Here is an 11,739-nt window from a genome sequence, read left to right on the forward strand (position 1 = left end):
CGGGGGGGGGGGGTGGTGGGGGGGGGCGGCGGGGGGGCTTTGGTCCGCTGCCGCCCGGGGGGGGGGCGGTGGTGTCCGGCAGCCGGACTCCTCCGCCCGCACCGCCCGCGCCGTCCGCGTCGCGGGCCACGGCGCCTTGGGCCACCGCTACCGCAGGTGCCGCAGGCGGGAGGCCGCGATGTTGCGGGTGCGCCGAGTCCGGCCGTGGCCGGCCAGGATGTCCAGGAGGGCCGGGGCCGACGACTCCTCGGCGAGGCGCTCCTGGAGCCAGTTCTCCGCGGCGAGCAGCTGCTCCTCCTCCCACGGCTCGCCCAGGGCGATCCTCCGCAGCAGCGCCCAGTCCCGCAGCCGCCGGACGGAGAAGGGGTCGCCCGCCACGACGCCGGCCAGCTCCCGGTGCCAGGCCGGGAAGTCCGGCTCCGTCAGCAGTTCCGCCGCGCGCCGGTTCAGGTACTCGCAGACCGCGCAGCTCGCCATCGAGGTCTCGGGGTCGGTCAGCACCCGGGCCGCGAGGCCGGCCGCATCCTCGGGCGCGACCTCCGCGAACGCCCGGCGGTACCGGGCGAACCGCACGTGCTCGTCCGGCTCGAAGTCCTCGAACCCCTCGACGACGTCGACGACCTCGAAGCCTTCCGCACCGGCCGCTGCTGTCTCGGTCACCGAGCTCTTCCTCTTCCTCGTCCGTCTCTTCCGCTCTGCGGCGGCCAAGGGACCCTGGCCGCCACGCCCGACCGATCCTCGCACGCCTCCCGTCAGCCCCCTCCGCCGACTCCGCCCACTCCCCGGCGGCGCCGCGCGCCGATCCGCACCGGGCGGCGCGCTCAGCCGATGGTCACCACCCGGGCCCACTCCGGTGGGGCGTCCGGCCGGTACTCCGGGTCGTTCTCGCTGTACCGGGCCGGCCTGGGGAAGAGGCCGACCACCGTGCGGCAGGGCGGGGCGGCGGAGGGCCACGGGGTCTGGCCGTCGGTCAGGACCACCACCACGTCCGGGCGGGGGTGGCCGCGCAGGGCGGTCCTGAAGCCGGTGCGAAGGTCGGTGCCGCCACCGCCGATCAGCGGGATGCCCTCGGCCCGGCAGAGCTGGTGGACGGCCGGGGCGGCCGCGTCGCAGGGGACGACGGTGACCTGGTCGCGGCGGCCGCCGACGGCCCGGCCGATCGCCGCGACCTCCACCAGCGCGCTGCCCAGCTCGTCGTCCGAGACCGAGCCGGAGGTGTCGATGACCACCGAGACGCGCGGCGGGCGCCGCCGCAGGCTCGGCAGCAGCACGCCCGGCACCCCGGCCGAGCGGCGGGCGGGGCGGCCGTAGCTGTAGTCCTCGCCCGCGCCGGGGCCCGAGACCGCCGAGCGCACCGCCGCGCCCAGCAACTGCCGCCACGGCTGCGGCGGGTGGAACGCCTCCTCGGCCCAGCGCTTCCAGCCCGCCGGGGCGTTGCCGGGGCGGGCCCGGATGCCCTCGGCGACCCGGAAGCGGACGGCGTCGCGCTCCTGGGCGGTGAGCCCGTGGGAGCCGTCGGGGCCGAGTTCCCAGGGGCGGTCCAGGCCGTCGGCGCCGCTGCCGCACTCCAGCCAGGCGGCCTGCAGGCTGCGCGGGTGGAAGTGGTACCGGCGCAGGTACTCCTCCATGAGCAGTCCGTCCGGCAGGAGGAGCATCCCCGGCCGGACGGCGCCGGCCGGGCGGTCCAGGCCGTCCCCGTACACGTCGTCGTTGATCTCGCAGTCGGCGGCGATGTTCATCCGAAGCCGCGCGGCCCGGCCCTCCAGGCCGAGCTCCCGGGCGATCCGGTCGCCGCGCCCGTGATGGTCGCGCAGCAGGTGCGAGACCTCGTGCACCCAGACACCGGCCAGCTGTTCGACGGGTGTGCGGGCGACGAAGGCCGGCGAGGCGTAGCAGCGCCAGTACCGGTCCACGGCCATGGTCGGCACCTGTCGGGACTCCACCAGGTGGAGTGCGAACAGCGCCGTCGCCAGGTACGGCCGGACGCGGGCGGCGTGCAGCCGGGCGGCGTACAGCTTCTCGACGTCCAGCGGCGTGGACGGTGCGTTCGGCGCTGTGCTCGTCGGCACGCCGTTCGCCGCTGTGCCCGCCGGGCCGTTCGGCGCTGCGCCCGCCGGGCTGTTCATCGCCGTACCGTCCGAGGCTTCTGGGCACCGACGAGGTCGGCCCGGCGGGAGACCGCCAGTGCCGGGGCGAGCCGTTCGATCGCCGCCGGAACCTCCCAGTCCTCCCGGCGCAGCGAGGCCAGCGTGGTGGCCGGGACGACCAGCAGGTCCGGCGTGCCGGTCTCCAGGGCCCGGGCGAGCAGCGTCCAGGCCGCGTCCCAGCGCGCCCGGTCGGGCCGGGTGCGGACCGCCGCGACCACGGCGTCCAGCACCGCCTGGCGCAGGTCCCCGCGTTCGGGGAACACGGCGGCGGCCGGGTCGGCGAGCAGGTCCTCCGGGTCCGGCAGGTCCATCCGATCCATGTGCGCCATCAGCTCCAGCCCCGGACCGTCGCCGACGGCGCCGCGCACCAGCAGCGACAGCACCTCCCGGGAGGAGCCGGCCGCGGTCGCGAAGGCGACCAGCCGCAGCGCCATGTCCCAGCTGCGCGGGGACGACCAGGCGCCGCCGCGCCGGGACTCGGTGGTGGGCAGCCGGTGCACCAGCGCGGGGCGGGCGGCCAGCAGCCCGCACACCGAGCGGCGGGCCAGCGCGACGGCCGCCGGCAGCGCCTGTGGGTCGAGCCGGGGCAGCGCGGCCACCGGCCAGACGCCGCCGAGGCCGCGCACCACCACCTCGTGGTCGTGCACCCACTGGAGGTGGACGAAGCGGTTGGCCAGCGGCGGGCTCAGCTCCCAGCCGTCGGCCGCCGAGGAGCGCGGGTTGGCGGCGGCCACGATCCGTACGCCGGGCGGGAGTTGCAGCGCTCCGACGCGCCGTTCCAGGACCAGCCGGAGCAGTGCGGCCTGGACGGCGGGCGGCGCGGTGGACAGCTCGTCCAGGAACAGCAGCCCGCGCCCGGCCCGCACCAGACGCACCGCCCAGTCCGGCGGGGCCATCGGGACGCCCTGCTGTGCGGGGTCGTCGCCGACGATGGGCAGCCCGGAGAAGTCGGAGGGCTCGTGGACGCTGGCGATGACCGTGGTCAGCGGCAGTTCCAGGGCTTCGGCGAGCTGGGTGAGCGCGGCGGTCTTGCCGATGCCGGGCTCGCCCCAGAGCAGGACGGGCAGGTCGGCGGCGACGGCCAGGGTGAGCGCTTCCAGTTGGGTGTCGGCGCGCGGCTCGGTGGCGGTGTCGGCCAACAGGTCGAGCAGCCGGCGGGCGACGTCGAGGCGGGTGGCGTCGACGTCGGCGGTGCCGAGGCCAACGCCGGCGCCGGCGAGGTCGAGGCGGGTGGTTTCGGGCGTGCGGATGGGCATGGGTGGGCACCTCCTGGTGCGGATGGGGTTTCGGTTCAGGGCGCGGGCCGTCGGGCCGACGGCGTCAGCTGAGGGAGGCCAGGCGCGGGTGGGCCCGGAACGAGGCGTGGCGCGGCCGCGGCCGGAAAGCGGCGTGCTTCGGACGCCAACTGTGACGGACGCGCGGCAACGGGTGGTCGATGCGCTCGGGCCCGGTCAGGCCCTCGCGGTAGAGGCCGTAGGCGATCCGTCGTTCGGCGGCCGCCGCCAGCTCGTCCCGCAGCGGTCCTTCGCGGAGCACCGCCTCCGGGCCGAGCAGGGCCTCGACCGCGGCCAGCGCCCCGGCCATGTCGCCGTGGTCCAACCGCTCGCGCACACCGGCCAGTTGGTGGGGGCTGCGGTGCGCCAGGTCGATCTCCCGCAGGCAGGGCAGCGGGGTGCCGGACAGGCCGGTCAGCAGGTCCTCGCGGCGCAGCTCGGCCGGGTCGTGGTCGAGCGGGGCGAGCACCCCGTCGACCAGCCCGATCCGGTGCCGCGCACCTCGGCAGTCCACCACCCGCTCGGCGGAGGGCGGGGCGTCGGTCCGCGGGGCCGGGCCGGGCACGTACCCGGGGGCCAGCGCGGCCGCGACCAGTGGATGCAACCGGTCGGCCTCGATCGCGCCGCTGCGGAGCAGGTCGAGGTCGGGCGGCACCCAGGTCGCGGCATCGGGCAGCAGCGGCAGTCCGGAGGTGTCCCCGGTGGGCTCCGCCGTCGATCCGTCCGGTCGGAGCAGCAGCCGGTGCCGGCGCCCGAGCCGCACCACGACGGGCCCGGCGGGGAGTCCGTCGGCGCGCAGCAGCAGCTCGGCCTCGGCGGCCCAGCGGTCGGTGGCGCAGCGCAGCGCAGGATCGCCAAGATCCCTGCCCGGCAAGCCGGTTGACGGATCTGTCGAACCGGACCGCACGGCCAGCTCCGCGCTGCGCCCGGCGTCCCAGAGGTGCCGGTGCAGGTCGTAGCGGAACCGGCGACTGGGGCGCGGATGCGGGTGCGGCGACCGGGCGTCGTTCCCGGAGCCGTCCCAGAGCTCCAGGCCGACCCGCTGCCCGTACTCCGCCCAGCCGGGCGGAGTGCGGACCACCAGGAAGACCGGCCGCTCGCCCTGGTAGCGGGCCAGCGGCACGGTGAGCCCGGGCCGCAGCAGCCCGTCGGGGGCGGACCTGGGCAGGTGCCAGCGAAGCAACTCCGGTGCCAGGCAGCGGAGATCGGCCCGTACCCGGTCGGCGAGCTCCCGGCCGTGGACGCGGGCGACGTCCCGCAGGCGGAAGTCGACCTCGACGTTGGCCGCGGCGCAGGCCCCGGCCCAGTCGCCGGCCAGGCGGCGGGAGGTGGCGGTTTCGATCATGGAGGGCGGCACGGCGTACTCGCGTACGCGCCGCCAGAAGGAGAGTCGGGATTCGTTCCCGTACGCGGGGTGAGTGGGCATCAGCACTCACTCTTCGCGGACGGGACCCCCATTCTGTGATCAGCGTGAGTGGTCATCGCCGGGGAGCATAGCGCCCCGCGCCGCCGTCCGCCACACCGTTCCGGCGCCGGCCTCCGCTGCCCGCCCGGTGCTCAAGGGTCACCGGAGGCCCCGGTCCGCGGCGCCCGGCACCCCGCGCCGACTGGCCGATTCCGTTCGCTCGCGACCGACGAAGGGTCGCGGCGGACGGGCCGCCGGGCGCAGACTGGCCGCTCACGGGAGTTCCGACCGCAGGGGGCAGGCATGACCGTACGACCCGTCAGGCGCATGGCAGTCGGCAGGCTCCGGACCGCGATCGGCGCACTGGTCGTCGCCCTGGCGGCGGGTGCGGCGGTCGCCCTGCCGGCGGCCGAGGCGGAGGCGGCCGGCGCCAAGGGAGCCAAGGGCGCCAAGGTGGTCTACCTGACCTTCGACGACGGTCCCAGCCCCGCCTACACGCCCAAGGTCCTGGCCACGCTCTCCCGGTACGGGGTGCGGGCGACCTTCTTCGAGATCGGGCAGAACGTCGCCGCCCACCCCTCGGTGACCGCGCAGGTCGCCAAGCAGGGCCACAGCGTGCAGAACCACTCCTGGTCCCACCCGGACCTGCGCAGGCTCTCCGCCGCCGCGCTCAACGCGCAGCTGGCCGACACCGACAAGGCCATCCGCGCGCAGACCGGCCGGACCCCGAACTGCCTGCGCCCGCCGTACGGCGCGGTCAACAGCACGGTGCGCTCGAAGGCCGCCACGCTCGGCAAGCAGGTCGTGCTCTGGTCGGTGGACCCGGCGGACTGGTCCCGCCCCGGCACGGCCGCGATCAGCTCGCGGGTGCTGAACAACGTCCGTCCCGGGTCGGTGATCCTGCTGCACGACGGTGGCGGCGACCGCTCCCAGACGGTGGCGGCGCTGCCGACGATCATCTCCACGCTCAAGTCGCGCGGGTACGGCTTCGCCACCCTCTGCGGCTGAGCCCGGTCAGCGGCGGAGGGCGGCGCGGTGCGGTCGGCGGGCTCGGGCGGCGCGGCCCGGCCGACCGCCCGTCGGGCGGGTCCGGCCCGGTCAGCTCTGCCCGTTGAGGACGAGCGCCCAGGCGAGGCAGGCCAGGGCGCCGGTCGACAGCAGGGCGCGCAGCACGTTGAAGCGCACCCAGCGAGCCTCGAACCGGCCGCGCACCGCGGCCGGATCGGCGATCCGCTCGGGCGACCCGGCGGCGTCGAGCTCGTCGTTCAGCGGGATGTTGACCGCTCGGGTGATCCCGATCACCGCGACGTACAGCACCAGCGCGGCGACGGTCGCGGGCAGGACGTCGTGCCCGTCGGAGGGCAGGTGCAGGGCCACCGCCGCGGCGGTGGCGAGCAGGGCGCCGACGAAGCCGAGGAAGAACCAGCCGTTCAGGATCGCCTTGTTGACGTGCTGCATGACCTCGATGAAGGTCCGGTCGTCGACCCGGGCGAGCGCCGGCATGACCGAGCACGAGTAGGCGTAGAACAGTCCCGCGGTCAGTCCACAGGTGACCGTGGCCGCCACCAGGACGAGTGTGCGTGCCGTTTCCATCGTCGTGAGCCCCTCATTTCTCGCGGCCGGTGTCGCCGTACCGCGGTCGCCGTGTCCTGGTCGTCGTGTCTCGTTCGCCGTGTCTCGGTCCGTGCCCCCGTGCGCCGATCATCCGGCATCCGGGCGGCGCGGGCCGTCTCCTTCGCTCAAGAGTCTCTCAAATGATGGAGCGTCAAATGATGTCCATCCGTCTACACTTGGTGGCATGGACACTCTGACGGGACTCCTCGGCGGCCCCAAGGCCCGGGGTGCGTTCCTGCTGCGCTCCATCCTCACCCCGCCGTGGTCGCTGCGGATCGAGGACCGGGCCCCGCTCTCGGTGGTGACGACGGTCCGCGGCGACGCCTGGATCCTGCCCGAGCACGGCACCCCGCTGCTGCTGCATCCCGGCGACGTGGCCATCGTGCGCGGCCCGGAGCCGTACACCGTGGCGGACGACCCGGACACCCCGGTCGACGTCGTCGTCGGCCCGGGCCAGGTCTGCACCGAGGGCGGCGTGGACGTCTCCGAGGCGATGTCGCTCGGCGTCCGGACCTGGGGCCGGGGCAGCGAGGACGACCGGGCCTCCTCGGTGGTGCTGTCCGGCACCTACCAGGCCGAGCACGAGATCGGCCGGCGGCTGCTCGGCTGCCTGCCCGCCCTGCTGGTCCGCCCGGCCGGTACCGGCACCGGCTCCGACGACACCCTGGTGCACCTGCTGGCCACCGAGATGGGGCGCGACGAGCCCGGCCAGGAACTCGTCCTGGACCGCATCCTGGACCTCCTGGTGGTCTCCGTGCTGCGCTCCTGGCTGGCCGCCCCCGACTCCGGCGCCCCCGCCTGGTACCGCGCCCAGCACGACCAGGTGGTCGGCCCGGTGCTGCGGATGATGCACGACGACCCGGCCACCGCCTGGACGGTCGCCGAACTCGCCCGGCGGGTCGGGGTCTCCCGGGCCGGCCTGGCCCGCCGCTTCACCGCCCTGGTCGGCGAGCCCCCGATGGCCTATCTGGCCGGCTGGCGCCTGGCGGTCGCCGCCGACCTGCTGCGCGAGCCCGAGTGCACCGTCGCCTTCGCCGCCCGCAAGGTCGGCTACAGCAACGCCTTCGCCCTCTCGGCGGCCTTCAAGCGGGTGCGCGGCATCAGCCCGCAGGAGCACCGCCGGCTGGCCGCCACGGGCACCCCGCCGCAGCCCGCGGGCTTCTCGGGTCCGGCGGAGACGGTGATCCTGGCAGGCTGAACAGATCTTTCATTTGCCTAATCCATTTAGGTAATTCCATACTGCCCGTAGATGCACGACGTGACCACGCGGGAGGACATACATGGCCAGGGCAGGGCTGACCGTCGAACGGCTGGTCGTCGCGGGCGCCGAGCTCGCCGACCGGGTCGGCTTCGACCAGGTGACCGTCGCCGCCGTCGCCCGCGGGTTCGGCGTGCAGACGGCCAGCCTCTACTCCCACGTCAAGAGCTCCCACGACCTCAAGACCCGGATCTCCCTGTACGCCCTGGAGGAACTCGCCGACCTCGTCGCCGACGCCCTCGCCGGTCGGGCGGGCCGCGACGCCCTCGCCGCCTTCGCCGACGCCTACCGCGACTACGCGGCCCGCCACCCCGGCCGCTACGACGCCACCCGCCTGCGCCTGGACGCCGAGACGGCCGCCGCCAGTGCGGGCGTCCGGCACGCCCGGATGACCAGGGCGCTCCTGCGCGGCTACGACCTGGGCGAACCGGAGCAGACCCACGCGGTGCGCATGCTCGGCAGCGTCTTCCACGGCTACATCAGCCTGGAGGCGGCGGGCGGGTTCAGCCACACCGCCGTCGACCCACGGCAGTCCTGGGACTGGATCATCGACTCCCTCGACGGCCTGCTGCGCGCCCGCGGAGCCCGTCCGGCCGACTGATCCACGCCCCGACCGCGCCCGGCGCCCGGCGTCCCGCACGTCCTGCCCACCCCGACGAACCGAAGGCAGCGCCATGACGACGATCACCACCCCCGTCACCGAGGACCTCCTCCACGGCCACCTCGACCTCGAACGCACCGCCCGCGGCCTGCTGCCGCACCGCCTGCCCACCCAAGCCCGCCGGCGGATCCCCGACGGGCACCTCGCGATGGCCGAGTCCCAGCCCTCCGGCGTCCGGCTCGTCTTCCGCACCCGCGCCACCACCGTCACGCTGCACACCGTCCCCACCAAGCGCGCCTACCCGGGCGTCCCGAACGTGCCGGACGGCGTCTACGACCTCCTGGTGGACGGCCGGCTCACCGCCCAGACCTCCGTCCCCGGCGGCAACCTGCGCACCGTCGACCTCGCCGCCGGCACCTTCGAACTGACCGAAGGGCCGTCCGGCAGCGCCCGGTTCACCGGCCTGCCGGACCGGGACAAGACCGTCGAGATCTGGCTCCCGCACACCGAGACCACCGAACTGATCGCCCTCGACACCGACGCCCCGATCGAGCCGATCCCGGCCGGCGCCCGCAAGCGCTGGCTGCACCACGGCAGTTCGATCAGCCACGGCTCCAACGCCGCCCACCCCACCGGCACCTGGCCCGCCCTGGTGGCCGTCGGCGCCGGCCTGGACCTGGCCAACCTCGGCTTCGGCGGCGGCGCCATGCTCGACCCCTTCACCGCGCGCACCATCCGCGACACCCCCGCGGACCTGATCAGCCTCAAGCTCGGCGTCAACCTGGTGAACGCCGACCTGATGCGGCTGCGCGCCTTCACCCCGGCCGTCCACGGCTTCCTGGACACCGTGCGGGACGGCCACCCGACCACCCCGCTGCTGGTCGTGTCCCCGGTGTACTGCCCGCTCCACGAAACCGTGCCGGGCCCGCTCGCCCCCGACTTCAGCGACGGCACCCTGCGCTTCCGCGCCACCGGCGACCCCGCCGAAGTCGCCGCCGGCCGGCTCACCCTCACCGTCATCCGCGCCGAACTGGCCCGCATCGTCGCCGAACGCCGCGCTGACGGCGACCACCACCTGCACCACCTGGACGGCCTGGCCCTCTACGGCGAGCCCGACCACGACACCCACCCGCTCCCCGACGGCCTCCACCCCTCCCCGGAGGCGCACCGCCTCATCGCGGAGCGCTTCACCGAACTCGCCCTCACCCCCGGGGGCGCGCTGGCCCACTGAGCAGCGGACGTTCAACTGCCGTACAAGCTCGTCGACTTCAACCCTGTGGACGCCGCCGGGCTCCCGCCGCCCGGCGGCTACAGGCACCCGGCACTCGCGACCCGGCACCCGGTGCGGCGTGAGCGCGGTGACCACCCCCGCGGTGCACGCCCCCGGAACCGGTACGGACGGCCGGGTGTTGCGAGCCTCTGCTAGCGTGCGCGGATGGAAGATCTTGGACCCGTCGCCTGGCCGCCCGAGCCGATCAGGACCGAGCGCCTCGTGCTGCGTGCACCCGAGGGCCGTGACCGTGCGGTGTTCATCGAGCTGCTCGCCTGCCCGCAGGTGCACGCCTACCTCGGCGGCCCGCGGTCGCGTGACGAGCTGGAGCGCGAACTGCCCGGGGTGCCCGAGGAGTGGCCCGGGAGCTTCGTCGTCGACCTCGACGGGGTGATGATCGGCCAGGTCCTGCTCAGGAGGGCAACAGGGCACTCCCGTCCGGCTGCCGCGGGCAAGGCCGATCTGGGCTACCTGTTCCTGCCCCGGGCGTGGGGATCGGGGTACGCCCGGGAGGCGTGCGCGGCGGCACTGGAGTGGCTCGCCGGCGTGCTTCCCGGCGAGCCGGTGGTGCTCACCACCCAGAGGGCCAACACCGCCTCGATGCGTCTGGCGGCCAGTCTGGGCTTCACCGAGGTGGAGCGGTTCGAGGCCTGGGGCGCCGAGCAGTGGCTCGGCCTGCGCGCCCCGGCCCCGCCGTCCGGCTGAGCCCGCGAGGACTCCGCCGGGCCGTCACCCGCCCGCCCGTCCGGCTGCCCGCGCGGGCATCCCGCGGCCCTTCATACGCCTCGGCCGATGCCACCGGGTGATCGAGCGGACCACGGCCTGGCCAGGTGGGGTCGTCGGCTCCACACCGCTGCGAGCACAGGCCGGACCGCTTCGCTGCCTTCGCCGCAGTCTTCGCCTGTTGCCGGCACGCGAGCGTGTCCCGCACGCGGGGTGCTCGTGTGATGGAATCTGCGCCGGCAAGGGGAGAGGACGGCATGGTCGGGGACGTGGGTGTGGGTGGTTCCAGGGAGTTGTGGACGCGCGCGTTGGTGCGGGAGTCGGCGCGGGTCCGGAGGCTTCTGGCCGCCGGGCAGTGGCACCCGGGCGCGGCGGACATCGAGGCGGCGGCGGCCGTGCTGGCCCGTCTGAGCGCTCCGTTGCCCGCCCGCCGCTCCGTACCGGCACCGGCACCTCTCCTGGACCGGGACCGGCGTCTGCAGCGCGTCCTGCGCACCGCGGTGCACCATCTCGACGCGGGTGCCGTCAGTGCGCCTGTCGCGGCTCTGCTGGCCGGTGTGGCGCGGGCGCTGGTGCCCTGGCACGCGCACCCGAACCCGCCGGCCACCGCGCCCGCGCCCGCCTACGGGGCCACGCCCGGGCCGGTGGGTGGCGTGGGGGTGGCGCCGACGGACGCCGGGGAGGCGCTGCTGCCGGGTCTGGTCGCGTTGCTCGCCGCTGTAACCACGACCACCGCGGCGTGTCCGCCCGGGACGCTTCCGTCCGCGCCTGTGGCGGTGCACTGGTACGGCCGGTACGCGGGCCGGCTGCGCTGTTATGGCAGGCCCGGCCCGGGGCTGCGGACGGCGACGACCGTCGCCTGCGCGGGCTGCGGCGCCGCGCAGGGCCCGTGGGCGGTGTCCTGTGACTGGCGCCGGATCACGTTGCGCTGCCCGTGCGGGGCGGTGACCCGCGAGCACGGTCTCGCGTTCTCCGAGGTCTGGCTCCTCGTGCCGGAGGTATGACCGGCTGGGCCGTCGTCGCTGTCGCCGTCGGCCGTTGCGCGTGTGGGTGGTGGGGGCGGGTAACCGCGATGGTGGCCCGCCCCCGGCCTTTCCCGTCCCCGCGTTGTGGCGCGGGGGGTGCCCGTGTGGGGGTGGGGTCAGTTGAGGGTGGTGAGTGCGGCTTCGTAGTTGGGTTCGTCGGCGATCTCGGCGACGAGTTCGGTGTGCAGGACGGTGTCGTTCTCGTCGAGGACGATGACGGCGCGGGCGGTGAGGCCGGCGAGGGGGCCGTCGGCGATGTTGACGCCGTAGACGTCGTGGAAGTCGCGTGCGCGCAGGGTGGAGAGGGTCTTGACGTTGTCGAGGCCCTCGGTGCCGCAGAAGCGGGCCTGCGCGAACGGCAGGTCGGCGGAGACGCACAGCACGACGGTGTTGTCCAGGGCGGCGGCCTGGGCGTTGAAGGT

General features: G+C 75.3%; 12 protein-coding genes. 6 read left to right on the forward strand and 6 right to left on the reverse strand.

What is annotated here, in order from left to right:
- Nucleotides 1-147: 147 nt before the first annotated feature.
- From ACFWP2_RS10330 to ACFWP2_RS10345, 4 genes are all read right to left on the reverse strand, one after another.
- Nucleotides 148-660: a hypothetical protein gene (locus ACFWP2_RS10330; RefSeq protein ID WP_380449913.1), complete on the reverse strand. Its 513-nt coding sequence runs from the start codon at nt 658-660 to the stop codon at nt 148-150.
- Nucleotides 661-821: 161 nt separating this feature from the next.
- Nucleotides 822-2,069 carry a VWA-like domain-containing protein gene (locus tag ACFWP2_RS10335; RefSeq protein WP_380449914.1) on the reverse strand — a complete coding sequence of 416 codons (1,248 nt, stop codon included), beginning with the start codon at nt 2,067-2,069 and terminating at the stop codon, nt 822-824.
- A gap of 53 nt (nt 2,070-2,122) precedes the next feature.
- Nucleotides 2,123-3,403 (reverse strand): AAA family ATPase, encoded by a 1,281-nt coding sequence (locus ACFWP2_RS10340; protein ID WP_380449915.1) that lies wholly within the window; start codon nt 3,401-3,403, stop codon nt 2,123-2,125.
- 64 nt (nt 3,404-3,467) lie between these two features.
- Nucleotides 3,468-4,847, reverse strand: a complete 1,380-nt coding sequence (locus ACFWP2_RS10345) for a hypothetical protein (RefSeq protein WP_380449916.1) — start codon at nt 4,845-4,847, stop codon at nt 3,468-3,470.
- A gap of 306 nt (nt 4,848-5,153) precedes the next feature.
- On the opposite strand from ACFWP2_RS10345, the gene ACFWP2_RS10350 reads away from it, so the two are divergent.
- Complete coding sequence (locus ACFWP2_RS10350; RefSeq protein ID WP_380449917.1) at nt 5,154-5,834, forward strand: polysaccharide deacetylase family protein; 681 nt, start codon at nt 5,154-5,156, stop codon at nt 5,832-5,834.
- A 90-nt stretch (nt 5,835-5,924) separates the two neighbouring features.
- Here ACFWP2_RS10350 and ACFWP2_RS10355 read toward each other — a convergent pair whose 3' ends face one another.
- Complete coding sequence (locus ACFWP2_RS10355) at nt 5,925-6,419, reverse strand: DUF1772 domain-containing protein (RefSeq protein ID WP_380449918.1); 495 nt, start codon at nt 6,417-6,419, stop codon at nt 5,925-5,927.
- Between the two features lie 205 nt (nt 6,420-6,624).
- Here ACFWP2_RS10355 and ACFWP2_RS10360 point away from each other — a divergent pair, with 205 nt between their 5' ends.
- The 5 genes from ACFWP2_RS10360 (at nt 6,625) to ACFWP2_RS10380 (ending at nt 11,296) form a co-directional block, all read left to right on the forward strand.
- The gene (locus ACFWP2_RS10360) at nt 6,625-7,638 is read left to right on the forward strand and encodes an AraC family transcriptional regulator (protein ID WP_380449919.1); all 1,014 of its coding nucleotides are present in this window, start codon (nt 6,625-6,627) and stop codon (nt 7,636-7,638) included.
- An 82-nt stretch (nt 7,639-7,720) separates the two neighbouring features.
- Nucleotides 7,721-8,299: a TetR/AcrR family transcriptional regulator gene (locus ACFWP2_RS10365; protein ID WP_380449920.1), complete on the forward strand. Its 579-nt coding sequence runs from the start codon at nt 7,721-7,723 to the stop codon at nt 8,297-8,299.
- A gap of 73 nt (nt 8,300-8,372) precedes the next feature.
- Entirely contained in the window at nt 8,373-9,530 is a 1,158-nt protein-coding gene (locus ACFWP2_RS10370; RefSeq protein ID WP_380449921.1) for a GDSL-type esterase/lipase family protein, read from the forward strand.
- Nucleotides 9,531-9,734: 204 nt separating this feature from the next.
- Nucleotides 9,735-10,274, forward strand: coding sequence for a GNAT family N-acetyltransferase (locus tag ACFWP2_RS10375; protein ID WP_380449922.1), 540 nt, complete (start codon nt 9,735-9,737; stop codon nt 10,272-10,274).
- Between the two features lie 275 nt (nt 10,275-10,549).
- Nucleotides 10,550-11,296 carry a hypothetical protein gene (locus ACFWP2_RS10380; protein ID WP_380449923.1) on the forward strand — a complete coding sequence of 249 codons (747 nt, stop codon included), beginning with the start codon at nt 10,550-10,552 and terminating at the stop codon, nt 11,294-11,296.
- 137 nt (nt 11,297-11,433) lie between these two features.
- On the opposite strand, the gene tpx is transcribed toward ACFWP2_RS10380, so the two are convergent.
- On the reverse strand, nt 11,434-11,739 hold a 306-nt coding region (gene tpx, locus ACFWP2_RS10385; RefSeq protein ID WP_380449924.1), incomplete at its 5' end, for a thiol peroxidase.

Source organism: Kitasatospora sp. NPDC058444, assembly GCF_042721415.1.
Taxonomy (GTDB): domain Bacteria; phylum Actinomycetota; class Actinomycetes; order Streptomycetales; family Streptomycetaceae; genus Kitasatospora.

Coding starts and splice junctions, on each gene's coding strand:
- ACFWP2_RS10340 (WP_380449915.1), bottom strand. CDS start 3,403: ATGCCCATCCGCACGCCCGAAACCACCCGCCTCGACCTCGCCGGCGCC.
- ACFWP2_RS10345 (WP_380449916.1), bottom strand. CDS start 4,847: ATGCCCACTCACCCCGCGTACGGGAACGAATCCCGACTCTCCTTCTGG.
- ACFWP2_RS10350 (WP_380449917.1), top strand. CDS start 5,154: ATGGCAGTCGGCAGGCTCCGGACCGCGATCGGCGCACTGGTCGTCGCC.
- ACFWP2_RS10355 (WP_380449918.1), bottom strand. CDS start 6,419: ATGGAAACGGCACGCACACTCGTCCTGGTGGCGGCCACGGTCACCTGT.
- ACFWP2_RS10360 (WP_380449919.1), top strand. CDS start 6,625: ATGGACACTCTGACGGGACTCCTCGGCGGCCCCAAGGCCCGGGGTGCG.
- ACFWP2_RS10365 (WP_380449920.1), top strand. CDS start 7,721: ATGGCCAGGGCAGGGCTGACCGTCGAACGGCTGGTCGTCGCGGGCGCC.
- ACFWP2_RS10370 (WP_380449921.1), top strand. CDS start 8,373: ATGACGACGATCACCACCCCCGTCACCGAGGACCTCCTCCACGGCCAC.
- ACFWP2_RS10375 (WP_380449922.1), top strand. CDS start 9,735: ATGGAAGATCTTGGACCCGTCGCCTGGCCGCCCGAGCCGATCAGGACC.
- ACFWP2_RS10380 (WP_380449923.1), top strand. CDS start 10,550: ATGGTCGGGGACGTGGGTGTGGGTGGTTCCAGGGAGTTGTGGACGCGC.